Source organism: Leptospira fainei serovar Hurstbridge str. BUT 6, from assembly GCF_000306235.2.
Lineage (GTDB): Bacteria > Spirochaetota > Leptospiria > Leptospirales > Leptospiraceae > Leptospira_B > Leptospira_B fainei.
In genome coordinates this window covers 82,793-101,780 of sequence record NZ_AKWZ02000009.1, presented here as the reverse complement: position 1 = coordinate 101,780, position 18,988 = coordinate 82,793, and the positions used below count along the sequence as shown (strand labels likewise).

The following is an 18,988-nucleotide window of genomic DNA, read 5'->3' as shown; positions in this document are numbered from 1 at the left end:
TTTCGCCAAGAAGGCGATCGCAATCGATATCCTATTAAAAGAAAACCCTCCTTTTTAGGGGAGGGCAATGCTGGGATCAGGTACAGTGAATTCTTAAGCTGGAGCCAAATCTCCGGATACGAAACGCTTCCAAGTCTTTAATGCGACTTTGAAATCCGATTTAGCGTCTTTGACCGCTTTTTTATCGACTTCTTCTTGCTCGGTTTTGAGAGCTAGCAAGCGCAGTTGTCTTTCCTGGACGGTCTTACGTAGCGATTCCAATCTTTCTTCGAATCCAGGAGCTAAAGATTCGGATTTAACTTCTAGTTTATTGCGAAGTCTCTTTTCATCCATGATCATTTTCTTACGAAGAATCTGTTCGTCCGAAATAGTCTTAAGGTCGCTAGCAAGTCCTAAGTAGGAGAAGATATTGATCAGCCATTTAGTCGGATCATAATCGTGCCAGCGGATTCCGTTTCTATAATCCGCTTGGAATTCGTGGTGGTAGTTATGGTATCCTTCTCCGAATGTAAAGAGAGCTATAAACCAATTATCCTTAGCGGTATGCTTATCCGAATACGGCTGAGCGCCTTTGTAATGCGCCAACGAGTTGATGAAAAACGTGAAATGGTGATTGATGGCGACTCTAAGAGTTCCTACTACGATCAATCCGCCTAACCAGTCTCCCCAAAGTCCGCAGATAATCATCGGGAGAATAAAGTTCATGAAAATGGCAACCGAGTAATAATTCTCGTGTTGGAATTTGACCCATTTATCTTCCCAAAGGTCGTTCACATTGGTCGGTTCTCTATAGCTTCGATCCTTAAATAACCATAGGATGTGGGCATGCCAAAAACCTTTTGTGATCGAATAAGGATCTTCGTCTTTATCCACATATCTGTGGTGAATTCTGTGATCGGAACTCCATTCGATAACGGATTGCTGAAATGCGGCCGCACCGAAGAAAATATAGAAAAGACGGACTGGAAGAGCCGCTTTATAAGCTCTGTGCGAGAAAAGGCGGTGATAACCGCCGGTAATCGAAAGCCCTGTTGCGACTAGCATAAATAGGAATGCGAGCCAGGTATAGGTCGGTATTCCTCTCGTTAAGAGAAGGGCCGCCGTGCCAAACACCCCGATAATCGGAGTGGCTATGAGGAAGATGGTAGTTTTCAGCGCAATTTTTTTCGTTTGTTCCATATCGGTAATCCGGTCTTGGTTTGCTTTATATGAGCGAAAGCCGTTAGTTAGGTTGCGAAAAAGTTTCCGTTTTTCGGATTTTTTCCCGATTTAGAAAAATCGGTTTTTCGTTCCGAGATCGTTCTTATTATGGAAAAGCGGCGATGAAACACCGCGGAGGAATTGCAAGGTGAGAGAGGAATTATTTAGACTCGTGCAGAATCATGCGTATCGATTTAGGGAAGAACCCTTTACGTTAGCAAGCGGAAGAAAGTCTAGACATTACTTTAATTGCAAGGAAATCACTTTGCACCCTGAAAGATTGGAATTGCTTTGTCGGTATATTGTGGAAAGACATATTCCGAGTTCGGGGCTTTCCGAACAGGAAGCATACGGCGGTCTAACTATGGGTGCGGACCCGATTTGCTACGGAATTGCTCTCGAGTTCAGACGGCAGGCGAAAAACGTATTTCCTTTAATCGTAAGAAAACAAGCAAAAGAACATGGAACGAAGAACCTGGTGGAAGGCGCAGTGAATGCGGTGAAATCCTGCGTGGTCGTTGACGATGTGATAACTACCGGCGGTTCGACGCTTCAAGCGGTAAAGAGTCTTCGGGATTCCGGATTGGAAGTAACGGCTTGTATTTGTATTTTAGACCGGGAAGAAGGCGGCAGACAGGCGATTGAAGCGGAAGGAATTCGAGTATATCCGATTTTTAAAAAATCGGAATTCGGAAATTTGGAGTAAGCGATGGGAAATTATACATACGACGTTCCGGTTTTTCGTAAAAAATTAATGCAGCGGACCGGAATGGTGGTCTTCGTCTTTCTACTTTTTTTAGGAGTAAATTTTCGCCAAGTTTCTCCGGAGAGCCAGGAATCTTTTTTGACGATGTTTTTGGTTTTGGGCGGTCTTTTGATTTTCTTACTAGTTAAGAATTATTCTAGACAATTGAAAACTTTAGAAGGTTCTAAAGTGGAATTATCGGGAAATAGCCTCAAACAGTGGAATCCTCAGGGTCAATGCATGGAATTCGATTTGCGAGAAGTGAGCGGAATCGAGAAGGATAAGTTTAGAGGGTACCAACGAATCGTATTAATTACCAAACAAGGAACTTTCGTCCCGATTTTGAATTTGCAGGCCATGGATGACTTTCTTGCCGAACTGGAAGAAAAATCCGGTAAAAAAGCGGTCGTATTCGAAGAGGATTCCCGCGTTCTCACTTGGAAAACACCGCTCGCATTCCTGCCGACTTTCGGGATTATTTTGGCTTATTTATTCGGTCCTTGGCATTTAAAACAGGATGTGATTTATATAGTCGCAACGGCTAACGTGCTTCTATTTTTACTTTATTGGCCAAAGGACAGAATGAATACGGGCTATCCGGCACGGAGGCGATACATATTCATACTTCTGATTCTTTTAATCGTACTGGTCGCAAGATATTTCGGAGTGGTTTAACCGGAGCCTATCGAACCCGAATTCGTGATTCCTTTCAGAATGTTCATTTTCTTTTGAGCTAATCGGCGTAGTTCCGTCATTTCCGCTACGAAGTTGTTGAGTAGCGGGTCCAAATGAATGTGACTCTCCATTACCTGCAACGTATCGCGTACGAATTTTAATTCATCGTATTCGGCGATCTTTCCGCTCTGAATGAGTTTTTTGACCGTATCGAATTCGTATTTTCTAAGGTGGATTCGAATCAAGAATTCGGAAGAGAATTTCGAGGTTAATCGCGACCAAGGATTTTTGGGATTAATCTGTACTTCGTTGGAAGCGACTTTATCCACGGCGCGCTTTGTTCCGTGACTTCCGATGGACGGACCGATCTCATATTCGGGAATGTCTCTTGCGATAGTAGTAGGAGTTCCCGACTGTTCCAATAATGCGGCAAGATTGTTTCGACGGCGAGTATCCTCATACTCGTTCGGAGCTGCGGTTAGAATTCTCTGATATTCTTCCAGCATCACCACGACGTTTATATACCGTCCTAACGGTGTGTTATTATGCTCTTTGATCTTAGGGAATAATTCACGAGTGATTTGAAACGGAGACTTACGTTTATAGTAAGTTGCCTCGTAGGCCTTCTCTAATTTTTTCTCCGTATACGATCGAAGGTCGCTCACGATTTTTGGATCCGCATAGATGTACGCATCCACTCCCGGGTCCTGATTTTTAGCATTATGGGACATGTCGGGAAGAACGACTTTAATGATGAAAATATATTTCGCTTCCCGCAATATCTCCAAGGTTTGCCTGATTTGCGAGGTTTCTCTGGAGAAAAAACCTATCATATCCTTAAGGAAGGTGTCGGAGTAGGGAATTCGGTTATCCTCCTGGATATTGGCCTTCTTTATCTCTTCGGCTAATTCAAGGGCGATTTCGAGCGGAGTTCCCATCGTTTTGGTAGCTTAATTCCTTCTATTTTTCAAGCAAGAGAGATTTAACTCTTTTTCCGTACTATCCGCTATAAGAGCGGGGGCAAAATTTTTAGCTATTCCGGACTCAGTTTGAAATTCAAACGTTTCAGAATCCGAAGAGGATAAAAAGCGGCCAACCAACCTAAAATCGGAGCGGCAATCATGATCGTCATCGGCATCCAAGGAAGAAATGTGAATGTCAAAGTCCATCCGAACGCATTTCGGTTCACCACATAAAGGATGATCGGAGCCATAACTAAAGAGGCCAAAATTCCGAAAATCGCCCCGAAGCTGGTCAAGAAAATTGCCTCGGATCGTACGATCGCCGCTAATTGCGCGTGGGAGGCGCCTAAATATTTTAGCAAACCTAAAAGTCGCTGTTTATCGAATAAGTTATGCATCAAGGAGGATAAAAGCGAGATGAGAGTGATGAATAATGCGGTGATTTTTAAGGAATCCAAAACTCTAAACACCTTATTCACTTCGTACAAATAGAGTTCTCGGAGTTGAAATGAATCTAAAAGAGTGAGATCCGAGTAAGCCGGGTCGGACGCAAACAACTTTTTTAATTCTTCCTTTGCGATCTCGGCTCCTTCTTTCGTCTTAAAATCATCTTTTAGAAAAAGTTTGATGGAATTCAGGGAACGAATTCCGAATATTTTTTCATACGAATGAATATCCATCATAACGGTTCCTCGCTCGGAGAAGAAATGTTCCTTTATGCCTCGAATAACGAATTTTTTCGGACCGTTTGGAGTTCCTGAAATAAGCACGTCTCCTATTTTCAATTTGTGAAGAAATGCCATATTGGAAGAAACGAGAATGTCGGTTTCATCCTGAATTAATTTTTCAGGCCCGTCGCTTCTCTCTGCATACGCATTGAAATCGTAAGCGTGAACCGTAAATACTCCCTTATCGGTTTCGAAGCGGGTATTTACCAAAAACCCGTCAAGATAAGATGTAATTTTCAAATCGGCGATTTTTGCTATAAGGTTTCTCGGCACGCCTCCGTGTATTCCCGAATGAAAAAACCGGTTGTTGATAACCGTAATGTCCGACGGAAATTCGGAGTCCACCCAATCGTTCAGTGATCGTTTATAGCTGTCGGTTAGAATCGTTAGGCAGAGAACCAAGGAAACGGAAAGCATAACGGTCGCCGCCGTAAGCGTATTTCTTCCGGGATTTTCCTTCAATTCCTCGAGACCGATTTTTAGAAACGTAAAAGTGGAATCTCCCTTTTCCAATAGGGAAATCATTATGCCGGTGATGGTTTTAATGCAGAAAGGGAAGGCGAGCGTAATCCCGATTACGATTCCACCGATTCCTAAGAGGCCCGGTAACGGGAGTTTCCAGGGTGACGGTATATTCGCAATTCCTAAAGAAATGATAAATAGTAAGACCCCTGCGACGGCGAATTTTTCGGTACCGAATGTCGAGCTGCCTTTGGATGCGTCTCTTAAGATGGAGATTGGAGTTATTTTTCCGGCCCTAGACGAAGGAATCAATGCCGAAAAAACGGATCCTGCGATTCCCACAACTAAAGCGATCGCATAGTCTGTTGCGGGTATCGAGCCGTATGTGGATAGAAAGGAGCGATCGACTAGAGTGGATTCCGGTCGAAAGAAATCCAAGCCGGAAAAGAAAGTGCCGATACCTAACCCTAATATGCTTCCGAAGACTCCCAAAATCAAGGATTGGCTTAAAAATAGAAACGTAGCTTTTCGATGATCTAGCCCGAGAGTTCTTAAAATTCCCAATTCTCTCTCGCGACTCAAATACAAACCCGACATGGTGTTTGAAACCATAAAGAATGCGATTAGAAGAGATATGAAAGAAATCACTAAAAGATTCAGTTGAAATGATCGGAGCGCATTTGCCGATTTTTCCTGAATTTCCCGGGATGTTTCGACCTGAAAATTTCCACCTAGGTCTTCCGCCAGAATTCGTTTAATTTTAGTCGCGTCATCCTCCGGGCAGCGTAAGAGCAGATAGTCCGGTCCTTTTTCCGTATCGATATTTTGGGAGGCTAGGGAAAAATCCTGGAAAACTAAAAATCCTCCTTCGGTTTTAACGGGGTGATAGTTTCGGATCTCTCGAGTGACTCCGTCCAGCAAAAGATCGAACGGTTTTCCTTTATAACGATCCCAGACCGCTTGAGAGACGAACGTAGTATCCGCAGGCGATAGAGTCTGAATTCGCCCATTCTGTCCGATCAAGGATTTTCCCGGAGTCTCTTTAATCAGATCTATAGCAAGATAAAGAATCCTGAGATTATCCGATGCGATCGCTTCGCGTTGGCTTCTGGGTAGGATGTTCGTTATTTTGCGAAGCCTTGGATCATTATAAATATAGGATATCGTATTCCAAGAAATCGTTTGGCCGGGTTGCGATGCTCCGACTTTCAGTTTATAATCCCTCCTGAAATAACCCAATGAAAAATCGATCAGGGATCGTTCGGCTTTTCCGGCGTTGGTAGTCGTGGATAAAAATAATCCGACACCTAAGGAAATTCCCAGTAAGGCAAAGACTACGCGTGAAATGTGGGTTCTAAAATATTCGAATAGAAAGAGTAGATATAGACTCACCGAAGGATTTCTTCCTCTTGATAGATTCGTCCATCTTTCATTCTCAATCGGATTTTACCTTGCGTTCCGATTTCTCTATCATGAGTGACTATAATAAGCGAAAATTTTTCCTTCTCTTGGAGTTCCAACAAAAGTTCTAAGACCTTTCCTGCATGAAGCGTATCTAAATTTCCGGTCGGCTCGTCCGCCAAAACGATTCTGGGTTTCTTACCTAAAGCTCTGGCTATAGCGACTCTTTGTTGCTCCCCTCCGGAAAGTTCGTCCGGCTTATGAGTTCTTCGATTTGCGAGTCCGACCCTTTCTAAAGCCTCCTCGGCAATCGATCGAGCCGCCTTCCGACCGAGTCCTGAAATATACAAAGGCAGGGCGACATTCTCTATCGCATCCAGATAGGGGAGAAGATGGAAAAATTGAAATATGATCCCGGTATCGTTGCGACGGTATTCCGTAAGTTCGGATTCGGATAGTTTTGTCAGATCGAATCCGTTCACCCACACTTCTCCGGAGTCCGCGGAATCGATTCCGGAAAGAATATTCAAAAATGTTGATTTTCCGGAACCGGATGGGCCCATCAAGGTTATGAAGGAAGTCGGGAGTTCGATATCGATACCGTTCAAAACGGGCGTCGATAATTTTCCCGTTTTGTATTCTTTCTTAAGATTGCGAACAATTAGTCGATCGGTTGATCCGAGCATACGACTATTTTCGTTCCCGCTATGCGAATGCAAGGAAAAGAACTCGGCATTCTAAAGATAAAATAGTTTGAAGCCTAATTATATATTCGGCTAAACGCTGAACGATCGAATCTATTTCGTGATTCGGGCAAAATCGATTCCTTGATAATAATGACGAAGAATCTCCGTATAGGAATAGTTTTGCTTTGCCATTCCGAAGCTTCCCCATTGGCTTAAACCGACGCCGTGCCCCGATCCCATTCCTTTAACCAAGAAACCATCGTGCTCTCTTTTGATACCGAAGCGAAGGGATTTTACGGAAGAGCCCATCAAACTACGAAATTCTTTCCCTTTAATTCGATTCGTTCCTTTGGAGCCTATAACTTCCATTAAGTCGACTCTCCCGGACGGGGTTCTGGATAAAATTTGAATCGATTGGACGTTGCCTACTCCTAATGAAACTAAAGCCTGATCAATTTTATCCTGATTTAAGGCTTCCTTCCAGACGAAATTATCTCCGGCATCGTCAAAGCGGGAGGAGACCGATTCCAGATAAGGTAGTCTTTTTCCTCCCCATACTTGATCCGGAGTTTCCGTTTTTCCTCCGCTATTCGAATGAAAGAAAGTATGAATCGGGTCCTCGTCGAAAACGGCCAATACTCCTTCGGTTTCGCGGACAGCTTTCGTCGTTTTTGGATTCTCCTTATCTAGGCCCGCGTATGCTTGAGAGCTTACTGTCGCTTCCACATCATAGGAAGAATCTTTCTTGTTCAACATTTCCCGAACCGCATAGGTTCTAGAGCAGATCGCTTGCGCCTTCAATGCTTCCGACGGCCAAGTAGCCGGCACTTCGGAAGGAACGACGGCATACAGATATTCTTCCAAGGAAACCGCATTGATGATAAGCGAAGTGCCTGATCTATCCGGCTGAAGAAGAATTTCTCCTCTATATCTTTTCCCTTTATATTCGATTCCGGGAGTATCGGAGACGAAACGGATCGGAGCCTTGATTTTTCTTGCATCGATCGAAACGATATCATAGGCGCGTTTAATCAAAAGATCGTTTACATCGAATACCGAGATTGTCCCGCTCGCTTTTATGAGTAGATCGGAATCGGTTTTTCCTAATAGCACTCTGATTTTGTCCACCGACTTCATCTGATGAGGAGGATTCCAAGGCTTAATCACGACCGTGTTGCAACCGATCGCCAGCGAGATAAGTAGAAGTGAATATAAGACGCGAAATTTCATCGTTCGGAACCCTGGGAATTTGTCTCTTTGGGTACAATATCGAACGAATTCGGAGGATCCTTCAGCTATTTTTGGGAATTAAAAGGGCAACCGCTTCCAAATGGGGTGTTTGCGGAAAGGGGTCGCATACGAGTAGATCTTTGATTTCGTAGGATTCCGACAAAATTTGAAGATCAGCGAGCAGTTTTTCAGGGTTGCAAGAAACGTAGAAAAATTGACCGACTTTGCTTCGGTTTAAAAGACCGCAAAGTTCGGGAGATAAACCGTTCCTCGGCGGATCCGCGATCAGAACTCCCTCGGAATGAAGAAGTCCGGTCGCTTCCAATTTTTCCAAACCTTTCTTGTGGAATAAATCGACGGATAACATTTCCAATTTCTTATCGGGAAATTCGTTTTGAAGTACGGATAGTCCGGAGGCGACCGAAGAGGGAACGACATCGATTCCTAATAAGCTTGGAAATTCCTTACCGAATAAAAGTGAGAAGAACCCGCTGCCGCAGAATAAATCGATTAGCGTTTTCTTCGGAGTAATCCTTTGCTTCACGAAATCCAGAATATGCAAAAATTCTTTCGGGTTAGGTTGGAAGAAGCCGTCGAACGGAATCAGGAAAGATCGACCCAACACGATTTCGAGCAGGCTGTCTTTTCCACGTAAGACAAGACTTTCTCCGGAAGCCGATATTTCACCTTTCTTGCGATTAAAGCAAAAGACCAAATTTTTACCGATTGAGATTCGTTTCGCGGCGTCCGCAACTTTCTCTAATAAGGGATTTTCCTTAAAATCTTCGGTAAATGTAAAGATGGTCATGGAATCGTCGGTGAACACCGATTTGCGAAGAGTAACGTATTTTAAAAATCCGACTTCTTTCTTCCGGTCGTACTCGATGTCCGGAAATTCGGACAAAAATATTTTTATACGACTTAATTCCTCGTTGGCCCAATCCGATTGTATCGCGCAATTATCTAACGGAATTATTTTTCGGAAATTACCGGCCATCCGAAGTCCGACGATCTTATCGGGGAAAACCGCGAAATCCATCCTGTTTCTATAATGATATTGCGCCGTTGACGGCTGGACGGAAAAATTTTCAATTCCACGTTCTAACAAACCTTGTCGAATCGGCGCGAATTTCAATTCGAACTGTTTCGAATATTCCAAATGCTGGCCGGAGCAGCCTCCGCATTGACCGAAGTGCGCACATTCCGGAGTTACATCACGTTTTTCTAAAGAATCCGCCTGCCATTTATAGAAGAATTTACGTTTTCCGAATTTAAAAACGCGATAGACATCCCCGACGAGAGAGTAAGGAATTTCGATAGATTTTCCTCCCAGTTTTCCGAAGCCGCGCAGGTTTCGACCGAGTCGTTCTATCGTGATGACGCCGGTAGGTTCGATATTATCCGTGTTCGGCATTACGATGTCCGTTTATGCGGTATTGAGAGAAACAGATGTCACCGCTTCACTTAATCTCAATATTATCCAAACCTTGATTGGCAAAGATCTCTTCGTACTTTGTAATGAACGGAGCTTCTTTTTCGATTCTTTCTTCGATGGCCATGGCTGAAATTCCGTCTTCCCCGTATTCAATCGCAAAATCTCTGCGAGCCATTCTATGAATCAGCTCGTCCCAAAAGAGTTCGTTATCGTATTCGGAGATGATATCGAAAATATCCGTTTGATCCTCGAATTTTCGAGTCGGATAATAGACGTTATCTGCGGCATCATAGTCAACGAATTCCTGCTTCCCAAAATCCTTCGCAAATGACAGGATGTATTGCTCGAGTTCGGAATAAGCCGTCGTTTCTTCGCTGCCTTCGTTAAAGGCGTTGATCATCCAGCTTGAAATGGCGATGGATTTAAGCAAAGTCTCGAATTGCTCCGGTGTGAACTCAATTTTCATTAGAAATCCTCGGTGTGGGAGTCAATTTTATTCGAATGCAACTAGGGGCTACAAGATTTTTGGAGAAATTAGGCGCTTCGCTGTTTACGATTTGGTTTGCCGGTTTGCTGGCCGGTTGCGCGACGACGTCCAAATTTCAGTCCTTGGAAAAAACGACCGAGAAGCAGGCATTACTTTATGTCTTGCGCCCTACCCGAGTGGCGCTGTCTCTCTGGTCCTTTCATGTGGAATTATTTCGCTACGAAGGATCCTTCACATCCGATAAGAAATCTCCGATCGATAGCTGGAGTTTGGATTCCGCAGATTTTATAAAAATCCGTTTAAATCCGGGCTTTTATTCGCTTCGATGTAAGGACATGGATAAAATATTTTATGCGAAAGAAGGAGAAATTATTTTCCTATCGTTAGAGCTTTATAACAGGGGACCTTTTTCGATACCCGGATTATTTATAAAGAGTTTAAACGTTGAAGAAGCGCTTCGCAATTTATTGGAAGGGTCAAGGATGAATGAGATTGGGGGAAAGTAAAATTCGTTACGAACTCGAAGAAATTTGCAATTAGTAAAATTCCTTAGCAACTATGGCAGGTAACTTTCGAATAGACTGAAACCAAACCCCTTCCGTGCGCTCGGAAGGGGTTTTCTTATCAAAGTTGGCAGGTCGTATTCAACTGTTGATTGGAAGAGACTTCCTGTCTCATTTTCTGTAAAAAGGAATCCGGCGTATCTTGATTAAAAAGAACGGCAAATTTCTCTTTCCCAACTTTGCTGAAGGTTGCGGAATCCCGGCAGCCCATCAAAGACGCCAAGGCACCGACTCTTTCCCCGCTGCCTTGAGCGAATTCCTGCTCCAGATAGTGGTAGTTCATGTGAACGAAAATTTCCTGCGCTTTCTGCTTTTGCGCAAGACTTGCCGTTTTACAATTTAAGGTGCCAGTTGAGATTCCGAAAGTTTGATTCCCTAAAAATCCATTCACCGTAGCAGCTATGACTTGGTGGACTTTTTTATTCTCCGTGATTACTACGGCTCCGAGTCCGCAACCCGCAGCTCCGTATCCTTCTTTTGCTGCGATATAATTAGGTAAAATCGCTAGAGCGACAACTAATAATGATAATAAGAATTTCTTCATGTTGTTTTCCATTAGATCCTGCAACTGCGAGAGAGAGCTTGGTCTTCTCGAATACCGTCTTTCACTGCGGAAAGAAGAGTCGATGGAGTCGTCTCTTTTCCGAAAAGCTTTGCATAATTCGTTTTTGCCAACAGACCGAGCTGGTTCGTGCTTTCGGGAGTGCAGCCGAGTAAATGCGAAAGGGTGCTCAGTTTTTCCCCTTTGCCGCTGGACATTTCCTGCTCCAATGATTCAAAGTTTTGAGCGATGAAAATTTCCTGAGCCTTTTCATTCTTCACGATTCCGTCGGTTGTACAATTAAGGGAACCGGTGGAAATTCCGAACGTTTGATTTGCGGACGTTCCGTTTGTCGTCGCCGCTAATACCTGAAGAACGGTCGTATTATTGCTAAAAATAACCGAACCGAGTCCGCACCCAGCGGCTCCATAACCATTCGCGAAGATGCCATTTGCACTGGATCCGAGCAGTAGGAATGCACCTAAACCGATCGAAATTAGTCTTTTGTCCATAAAACTAACCTCTCCTTTATTTTATTAAGGAGAACATGTGATCTTCTGAAACAGTTATGTCAACTAGAATAACCCGGATCTTCTTCGGGCGATTTGAAACTAGTACCGTTGAGGTCGAAAGGTTTTTATGAGCAATCTTTTTACGCAGCATCCATCTTTCGAGGCTGGATTTTTAGAAATATTTATATTCCTTACTAAAAGGATGGTCGATAGGCGGAAATTTGAAAAGAAAAGGTCTTAATCAGGGTAATTTCGGATTATCGATGAATCGATCCGTGAGGTAATATACATCTTTTGAAAAGGATAAAATCGAGCTAAGCGTATCGGGAAAAACTCAAAGACAAAACCGAATCTAAGTAAATTCATTTTTTTTAATTCTATTAATGATAGTTGCTTTAGAAAGGGAAAATTTCAATTTCCTCACCATCGTATTTAAAGTAAAAATCGTTCAGCGCACAAATAATCATGTTACTAACCATGATATTTGTCAATAGCCACGTTATGGATTTCAGGATTCATTTTATATCGATTCATTTTAGATGAAAAAAATGGATCTCGAACTGAGAACTTTCAGAAGGAAGTGAATTCGAGATTAGTCGTAAACTTATTTCCAATATAGTCCCGGTTTTGTGCAATAAGATAGAAATATCATTTTCTACCAATCCTAGATTGGATAAGGTGGAATGGAAAACCGACTCATCATTGCGGTTGCATTCGATGACTTCAAGTTGTCTCTCCAATTAGCGGAAAAAAGTCATTGACTATCATTTTTTCCTGAATACGGTGAAGCCCTATTTTTCCTTAGGAGACAGTAGAATGAAAAACCGATTATTGGCAGTTCTATCAGTTACTGCTTTGGCAGGTGCGTTATTTGTATCGCCGAGAGTGGAAGCAAAAGGCTATGGGATGGCAGGATGCGGCTTAGGCTCTCTGATCATTAAGAATAATGATATTTCCCAGATCTTTGCGGCGACTTTGAATGCGACCGGAATTCAGACGTTCGGAATTACTTCGGGAACTTCAAATTGCAGTTCCGACGGAATCGTAATGAAAGAAAAAGCGCAAGAGTTGTTTGTGACCGTTAATTACGAAAGTCTCGAACAAGAAATGGCATTAGGAAAAGGTGAAAAATTAAATACGTTTGCCCAACTATTAGGATGCACCTCGGATATTTCTTCCGCTCAATTCGGTAAAATGGCAAAGGACAAATATTCTTCTCTGATTAATTCGGATACTACTCCAGCACTTCTACTTTCAGCCGTTAAATCTGAAGTTCGTAAAAACGAAAGCCTCGCAAAAAGCTGCGCTTTACTATAAATTCGGAGAATAAAAGATCATGAGAAAACTTATTATTTTATCCTTTATTTCTTGTTTTGCATTCTCTTTCGGAATTGCGAATCTTTCTGCAAAAGGCTACGGTCAAGCCGGCTGTGGTTTGGGTTCGATCATAATTACCGGAAACGGAATCGAGCAAATTTTTGCAACTACGACGAACGGAACTCTGTACAATCAGACCTTCGGAATCACTTCCGGAACGTCCGGGTGTACGAAAGACGGAATCGTTCAGACTGAAAAAGCTCAAGAGATTTTCGTTCATATGAATTATGAAAGCTTAGAGCAGGAAATCGCGAAAGGACAGGGAGAGAAACTGAGTAATTTGGCCTCTCTTTTCGGTTGTCCAAAAGACTCGAAACGTTTCCAAGAAGTTGCTAAGGAGAATTATTCCAGAATATTTACCTCCGCATCTTTGAAAGATCCGAGCTTGGTACTAACGAATTTAAGAAGCCAAGTCGGAAGCGACTTAGAGCTGAAAAATTCGTGCAAGATTTAAAAATCGGTTTGCAGCCTTTTAATTAAGAAATACCCTGGGGAGGTAAGACCCCCAGGGTATTTTTTTGTGACGAAAGTCAAACGTCTTAGTTTCATAATAATTTTTTTTCTCATCCTTTCCCTTTTCGGCCAGAGCAAAAAAGAGCCGGACATTTCGGGCGAAAATTCCAGTTCAAAAATCGAAGAAGAGCAGGCTACTTCTTCCGAGTCGGAAGCTTCTCCTACTAATCTTCCGAAACCGGAAGAAGAGTTAAAAAGAAATCGATTTTATTCCACTTTTATACCCGCCGATCCGCATCAGTCCGCTTATCTGGATGATTTACTCAAACAGATTGATGAGAAAAAATTGTACGAGGAAAAACACTGGTACCGTCTGCAGAGATACTCTAAAAATTTTTTGGGGGGAGTCGAGAGTGAATCGGATAGCGTTCTATATTTTCTTTCCCCGAAAGGAAGAGTAAACCCTGCGGAAGAAATGAGAGCCACCCTTCATGCTTTTTTTGCGCCGGAGCCGACAGAAGAGGGATCAATGCATCCTCAGTGCATTTATCCGGAACGGTATTTTTGGTTGAAAGAGAGGTTGTCCTTTAACCCGGCTTTATTGCAGGAAAGAGAATGTGCCCGATTCCAAAATTGGCGGGAAGCGTTGGATCCTGGAAGCATCACGGTGGTATTTTCATCTTTTTATATGCAATCACCTGCTTCAGTTCTAGGGCATACTTTATTCAAAATCGATTCAGCCAAAAATGTAGACTCGGAACTTCTGGATTACGGAGTAAATTATGCCGCAAACACCGACGACAAAAATCCGTTTACCTATACACTTCGGGGACTAACCGGCGGTTATCCCGGAATGTTTGCTCTTTTTCCGTATTACTTGAAAGTAAACGAGTACAACGATATGGAAAGTCGCGATCTTTGGGAATATCGTTTAAACATTTCCAAAGAAGATCGAGAACGTTTTTTACGTCATCTATGGGAGATGGGGAGGAATTATTTCGATTATTACTTTTTTACTCAGAATTGTTCCTTCCATATGTTGGGATTGCTTGAAGCAGCCAAACCTGATCTCGATATTTCTAGTAAGGCAAGCTGGATTGTCGCTCCTCCCGATACGGTAAAGATATATTTATCCGTTCCGGGCTTAGTAACGGAAAGAAAATATCGTCCATCGCTTTACTCCAAAGTGAAGCAAAAAATCATAGCAATGACACCCGAAGAAAAAGGAATCTATTGGTCCCTTTTGGATGGTGCAAGGGAGATCGATTCGGTTCAACCGATCGGAATTAGATACTCTTTGATTTTGGATACCCTTTTGGATTCCTATCGATATAGAAAATCCAGAGATAAGAGTTCGGAAGTGGAGCAATCCAGATACCGGAAGTTTCTGTTACTTCGGAGTAAAATTAACGAGCAGATCCCGATAAATGAAAATGAAGAAATGACCACTCCTCCTGAAGATTCGCATTCTCTTAGTCGAGTCTCGACAGGATTCGGTTTTTCTAGTGTTGGTTCGTTTGCGGAATTTAAGTATAGGGTCGCATATCATGATATTTTAAATACTGATCGAGGGCATGTTCCCAATTCGGAAGTTCAATTCATGAATTTTACGGTTCGAAAATACGAATCGGCGCCGCTGGAATTTACTTCGATGAATTTGGTCCGACTAATGTCTTTCACGCCCTATAATGCGGTTTCGAAGCAATTTTCGTACGGAATCGATATCGGAACAGACACAGTCATGGTGGAAAAGGAGAAATTCCAGAAAGACTTAAACGTAAATCGGTTAGGAACTTTACTCCCGGGCGATCCGACTGCACAACTATTAAATATGGATGCCCTAGCAAGGGGGGAACGAGACGGACGCGAATACATTCGCAAACAAGCGGGAAACTTCGAAGTTCTATACGGATATTCTTTCCAAGACGAGTTCTCGCAAAAAAAAGGCACGGCTCTAATTTCGTTTCTTGGCGGGGTGAAAGCGCAGCCCGGCGCATTTTTTAATGGGGGAGTCAGATACGGTCCCGAAGCCGTCATGAGCGTCTTGAAAGAATACGGATCTTGGAAATTTCAACTGTACGGGGCATATCAATATTATCAAGGAAGTGGAAACGAAAACAACTATTCGGGGAATCTTAAAATTCGCTATCTGATAAATAAGAATAACGAATTGAGATTCGAGATAAATGCTATGAGGTATTATGAAGAAGTTTTACTTTCTTATAATTTTCTTTTTTAAAACAATTTGCTTGTTCTGTTTAATGAACGCGTACGGTTGTACTAGTTTATACTATCATCCGTCAAAGCAGGAATATTTTTCTCCGGAAAAGCTCGGCTTTCTCAGTAAAAATATATTCCTGACTGCCAAAGACGGAATCCGCCTTCATTTATGGCAAATTACCGATCAACAAAAATCTCCGAAGGAGCCTAAAGGAGTCATTCTTCAGTTTCACGGTAACGGAGAGAATATGAGTACGCATTTTATTTCGCTGGTGTGGTTGGTGAACCAAGGTTATGAATTGTACACTTACGATTACCGCGGTTACGGATTATCGGGCGGCGAACCCGATCCGGAAAGCATTTATGAGGATAGTCTAATCGTCCTGGATTACGCCCATTCGTATGCTAAATCCATTAATAAAAAACTTATCGTTTACGGTCAAAGTCTAGGGGGCGCGATCGCGTTGCGATCCATTCCGGACATGAAGGAAAAAGAGAGTCTCGGTTTAGTCGTAGCTGACGGGACTTTTTTTTCCTACCGCTCCGTCGCGAGGCAAATAGCAAATAAGACTTTATTCCCTCCGATAGGATTTCTACTCGCTCCGTTTTTCAGCGATGCCGCCAGTCCTGAAGAATATATTCCTAAAATTGCTCCTGTTCCTCTTTTGGTAATACATGGTACGAACGATCCGGTCGTTCCATTTGACAACGGGAAGGAAGTTTTTCGATTGGCCTCCGATCCGAAAATTTTCTGGGAGATTCGGGGAGGCGGGCACGTAGATTGGATGCAATTAGGGCGAAGCGACGGGGCGAAAGATTTTCTGAAATTATTGAACGGTTATTTCGGGGCATCTAAATAGACTTTCGACGGCTCTCTAATTAATTTTTTATCCTCTAAAAGATACGTTAGAGCGGTTTGTTTCTCTATTTCTTTTATAAAATATTCCGGGCCCGAGAATTCGCTTTTGCTGAAAATAATGAACTCCAAGAAACATACTTCGCCGTTTTTTAGCTTAAAAATTTTCTCGACCGACTCGTCCGAATTTAAAGTAAGTTTGTAGAATCCTTCCGGCAAATTTTCCTGAAAGAAGGAACCGTTGGATAATTGAATAGTCGCTATTTCTTGCGGATTCTTATCAGCTCTGAAATTTCCTTTGTATTTGTACAAGCGGAGGGAATAATTCCAAATCGCCATCTGAGTTACGATCGGACGAATAACGTAAAGGGCTCCTGAATTCTTATTGGGAATTTCTAGTATTACGAAATGCTCTTTGCTGGTACAGGAATTATGCTGACAAACAGATAGACTCAAACAAAGGACCATGGACAATCGCTTTAAAAAGTTGGCGATATAATTTCTGGAATACATTAGAAACGATTACTCTCCAGATTAACGATCCTGGCAACTTCCGAGTTATACAAGCCTAAAATCAATCGTTCCTCTCCCGTCTGATATAAGCCGAAAGCATATACTTCGAAAAGAAATGCTGCACCAAAGCCGTAGCTTCCGTCGTCTCGCTCATCACAGGCCTCCATGTTTTCCAACATTGTTTGGGGAGAGCGAACGCTTAAATACGGAAATCCTTCCGGGCATTTCGAATGCGCAAATTCTTTTCCATCGGCATGTCTCGCTTCGTGAATTAAAACTAGGGTTTGTTCGATCTTTGAAAGACTAAAAAAATCTTTTCCCAACACCACGGTACCGTTGTGGAAATAAGCTATGTATTTTCCGGTAGGCCCGCTTTTTACGTACTTGATTCGAGCGTTCAGCCAGTTGGATAAATTTTTGCCTGACAATGAAAATCCGAATAGTTTTCGAAAGTTTGACTTTCGGAGATAAAAGTTTCTATCGATGCGTAATCGATCCATATTCAATTCCTGAATATGGTGATTTAAAGATTCGATTTTAAGAAATTCGCCGCGATTCGGCTCGCGAACGAACCAGTCGGGGAAAAAATTGCAGGAAAGGATAGGGGAAGCGATCAGGAATAGGGCCGTTAATATCCGTATCATGACTTGAGAGTTATTAGGCACTACCTATCAAGAAAATGTAGACGGTTCGACATTCTTTATACTAATTTTTTTATTTTAGAAGATCTTTCGAATCCGCGAAAAATTTATTGGTAACGGCCGAAAACGCCTCCTGCTCATTATAAGTGAACTCGTTTATCCAAAAGACAGGAAGCATAAGAATCCAAGCGAAAACTTTTCTACGAATCGGATACGTATATGATTTTACGGGCGCTCCATCTTTCGAGATTTGAAACTCTATATCGTAACCGTCCTCTCGGCTCCAGGCCGGCAGTATCGTCAAAGTAGCCATGGAAAAATATCCGAATAAGATTGCCGGAATGCTGGGGGGAACGGACTCGATTTGAACTTTTACATAGAGTCCCTTGGGAGGTGGGTTTGAAGTGGATATTGTTTCGGAAAAAGGCGTTTCCTTGGCAAAAATTTCTTTCAAACGATTTTTCCCTTTGAAAATCGTTCCATTCTCAATTTTATAATATAGAATATTCTTACCGACTGCCTTTTCAGGCACTTTCCGGATAAACTCTTCGGGAAATTGATGATAGTCTATGCAAGCATGGAAGAGAAAGAAAAACGTTGGAATGATTACAAGGGACGCTGGACGAATCCGAGATCTAAGCATCGATTTATAGGAAACTTTTTTGAACGAGTGTCAAGATAATAAAAGAGGCTCCTATGAAGCCGAATGCAAGCTACTTGTTTCGTAAAATTGAACGAAGCCTTTTCGATAAAATAAATCGATAGGCGCTTAATAATAGTTCGGTAATTTCTCTTCTTGGATTCTTTAAACGAAGCGTCCTTTAACGTGAATGCTTATATCCAATTTTGGATATAAGCAAATCGCAAGACTCAGAACTTTATCATTCAAATAGGAAGACGCCGGATTTTTTATTCTTGTTTTTCAAAATGTCAAAAATTGCTTTCTTTTTTTATCATTAATATTTTGTTGTAAAATTAGAAAGTTTTGTAATCTCTAATATTCAGAATAGTATTGTGAATCCTGTATGAAGGTCAGGGCTTGTGATGTAGAATTTGAAAATATGGTGGTTTGGACTTTCTAAATTTTTCGGTGTTTAGGCTCATTTATTATCGCTAATGTTTATAATTATGACAGTTCTATCCTGGTTTATGCAATAATATTAATGCTATTTGGCCTGACGGACATCGTTATCGTAAAATTTTAACCCTTACGTTGTATTTGCGAGAAATTGGATGATTCTCCTTAAGGTGAAGCGATGATCGGATGATCGCGTTTTTAATTATTTGTGCATTCTGCCGAA

Annotated in this window: 19 protein-coding genes; 7 read left to right on the top strand and 12 right to left on the bottom strand. The window is 42.2% G+C overall.

Annotated features, from left to right (window positions below; genetic code table 11):
* Positions 1 to 93: 93 nt before the first annotated feature.
* Positions 94 to 1,179 carry an acyl-CoA desaturase gene (locus LEP1GSC058_RS08840; RefSeq protein WP_016549234.1) on the bottom strand — a complete coding sequence of 362 codons (1,086 nt, stop codon included), beginning with the start codon at positions 1,177 to 1,179 and terminating at the stop codon, positions 94 to 96.
* Positions 1,180 to 1,348: 169 nt separating this feature from the next.
* Here LEP1GSC058_RS08840 and pyrE point away from each other — a divergent pair, with 169 nt between their 5' ends.
* Positions 1,349 to 1,906 carry an orotate phosphoribosyltransferase gene (gene pyrE, locus LEP1GSC058_RS08835; RefSeq protein WP_016549180.1) on the top strand — a complete coding sequence of 186 codons (558 nt, stop codon included), beginning with the start codon at positions 1,349 to 1,351 and terminating at the stop codon, positions 1,904 to 1,906.
* Between the two features lie 3 nt (positions 1,907 to 1,909).
* Positions 1,910 to 2,620 carry a hypothetical protein gene (locus tag LEP1GSC058_RS08830; protein ID WP_016549195.1) on the top strand — a complete coding sequence of 237 codons (711 nt, stop codon included), beginning with the start codon at positions 1,910 to 1,912 and terminating at the stop codon, positions 2,618 to 2,620.
* On the opposite strand, the gene LEP1GSC058_RS08825 is transcribed toward LEP1GSC058_RS08830, so the two are convergent.
* The 6 genes from LEP1GSC058_RS08825 to LEP1GSC058_RS08800 form a co-directional block, all read right to left on the bottom strand.
* Complete coding sequence (locus tag LEP1GSC058_RS08825; RefSeq protein WP_016549261.1) at positions 2,617 to 3,558, bottom strand: hypothetical protein; 942 nt, start codon at positions 3,556 to 3,558, stop codon at positions 2,617 to 2,619. The genes LEP1GSC058_RS08830 and LEP1GSC058_RS08825 overlap by 4 nt on opposite strands.
* 95 nt (positions 3,559 to 3,653) lie before the next feature.
* Positions 3,654 to 6,164: an FtsX-like permease family protein gene (locus LEP1GSC058_RS08820; protein WP_016549299.1), complete on the bottom strand. Its 2,511-nt coding sequence runs from the start codon at positions 6,162 to 6,164 to the stop codon at positions 3,654 to 3,656.
* On the bottom strand, positions 6,161 to 6,859 hold the full coding sequence (locus LEP1GSC058_RS08815; protein WP_016549259.1) for an ABC transporter ATP-binding protein: 699 nt from the start codon (positions 6,857 to 6,859) through the stop codon (positions 6,161 to 6,163). The genes LEP1GSC058_RS08820 and LEP1GSC058_RS08815 overlap by 4 nt, the downstream gene beginning before the upstream one ends.
* Before the next feature lie 111 nt (positions 6,860 to 6,970).
* Positions 6,971 to 8,089 (bottom strand): SpoIID/LytB domain-containing protein, encoded by a 1,119-nt coding sequence (locus LEP1GSC058_RS08810; RefSeq protein WP_016549191.1) that lies wholly within the window; start codon positions 8,087 to 8,089, stop codon positions 6,971 to 6,973.
* 61 nt (positions 8,090 to 8,150) lie between these two features.
* Positions 8,151 to 9,503, bottom strand: a complete 1,353-nt coding sequence (locus LEP1GSC058_RS08805) for a class I SAM-dependent RNA methyltransferase (protein WP_016549248.1) — start codon at positions 9,501 to 9,503, stop codon at positions 8,151 to 8,153.
* A gap of 46 nt (positions 9,504 to 9,549) precedes the next feature.
* Entirely contained in the window at positions 9,550 to 9,990 is a 441-nt protein-coding gene (locus LEP1GSC058_RS08800; protein ID WP_016549200.1) for a hypothetical protein, read from the bottom strand.
* Between the two features lie 35 nt (positions 9,991 to 10,025).
* Here LEP1GSC058_RS08800 and LEP1GSC058_RS08795 point away from each other — a divergent pair, with 35 nt between their 5' ends.
* Positions 10,026 to 10,517: a hypothetical protein gene (locus LEP1GSC058_RS08795; protein WP_232224654.1), complete on the top strand. Its 492-nt coding sequence runs from the start codon at positions 10,026 to 10,028 to the stop codon at positions 10,515 to 10,517.
* A 118-nt stretch (positions 10,518 to 10,635) separates the two neighbouring features.
* On the opposite strand, the gene LEP1GSC058_RS08790 is transcribed toward LEP1GSC058_RS08795, so the two are convergent.
* Together LEP1GSC058_RS08790 and LEP1GSC058_RS08785 are read right to left on the bottom strand one after the other, a co-directional pair.
* The gene (locus tag LEP1GSC058_RS08790; RefSeq protein ID WP_016549207.1) at positions 10,636 to 11,118 is read right to left on the bottom strand and encodes a DUF3015 family protein; all 483 of its coding nucleotides are present in this window, start codon (positions 11,116 to 11,118) and stop codon (positions 10,636 to 10,638) included.
* An 11-nt stretch (positions 11,119 to 11,129) separates the two neighbouring features.
* Positions 11,130 to 11,627: a DUF3015 domain-containing protein gene (locus LEP1GSC058_RS08785; protein WP_016549186.1), complete on the bottom strand. Its 498-nt coding sequence runs from the start codon at positions 11,625 to 11,627 to the stop codon at positions 11,130 to 11,132.
* 816 nt (positions 11,628 to 12,443) lie between these two features.
* Between LEP1GSC058_RS08785 and LEP1GSC058_RS08775 the strand changes: the two genes are divergently transcribed.
* The 4 genes from LEP1GSC058_RS08775 (at position 12,444) to LEP1GSC058_RS08760 (ending at position 16,537) form a co-directional block, all read left to right on the top strand.
* Positions 12,444 to 12,944, top strand: a complete 501-nt coding sequence (locus LEP1GSC058_RS08775; protein WP_016549201.1) for a DUF3015 domain-containing protein — start codon at positions 12,444 to 12,446, stop codon at positions 12,942 to 12,944.
* A gap of 19 nt (positions 12,945 to 12,963) precedes the next feature.
* On the top strand, positions 12,964 to 13,458 hold the full coding sequence (locus LEP1GSC058_RS08770; RefSeq protein ID WP_016549260.1) for a DUF3015 domain-containing protein: 495 nt from the start codon (positions 12,964 to 12,966) through the stop codon (positions 13,456 to 13,458).
* A 66-nt stretch (positions 13,459 to 13,524) separates the two neighbouring features.
* On the top strand, positions 13,525 to 15,696 hold the full coding sequence (locus tag LEP1GSC058_RS08765) for an Lnb N-terminal periplasmic domain-containing protein (RefSeq protein WP_016549220.1): 2,172 nt from the start codon (positions 13,525 to 13,527) through the stop codon (positions 15,694 to 15,696).
* A complete protein-coding gene (locus tag LEP1GSC058_RS08760; RefSeq protein ID WP_039948226.1) occupies positions 15,659 to 16,537 on the top strand; it encodes an alpha/beta hydrolase in 879 nt (292 codons plus the stop codon). Before LEP1GSC058_RS08765 ends, LEP1GSC058_RS08760 begins: the two co-directional genes overlap by 38 nt.
* On the opposite strand, the gene LEP1GSC058_RS08755 is transcribed toward LEP1GSC058_RS08760, so the two are convergent.
* The 3 genes from LEP1GSC058_RS08755 to LEP1GSC058_RS08745 all read right to left on the bottom strand — a co-directional run bounded on the left by LEP1GSC058_RS08755 (position 16,516) and on the right by LEP1GSC058_RS08745 (position 18,330).
* The gene (locus LEP1GSC058_RS08755) at positions 16,516 to 17,046 is read right to left on the bottom strand and encodes a hypothetical protein (protein ID WP_016549316.1); all 531 of its coding nucleotides are present in this window, start codon (positions 17,044 to 17,046) and stop codon (positions 16,516 to 16,518) included. The two genes, LEP1GSC058_RS08760 and LEP1GSC058_RS08755, sit on opposite strands and share 22 nt — an antisense overlap.
* Positions 17,046 to 17,690 (bottom strand): hypothetical protein, encoded by a 645-nt coding sequence (locus LEP1GSC058_RS08750; protein ID WP_016549181.1) that lies wholly within the window; start codon positions 17,688 to 17,690, stop codon positions 17,046 to 17,048. Before LEP1GSC058_RS08750 ends, LEP1GSC058_RS08755 begins: the two co-directional genes overlap by 1 nt.
* 70 nt (positions 17,691 to 17,760) lie before the next feature.
* Positions 17,761 to 18,330: an LIC12231 family lipoprotein gene (locus tag LEP1GSC058_RS08745; RefSeq protein WP_016549314.1), complete on the bottom strand. Its 570-nt coding sequence runs from the start codon at positions 18,328 to 18,330 to the stop codon at positions 17,761 to 17,763.
* Positions 18,331 to 18,988 lie beyond the last annotated feature (658 nt).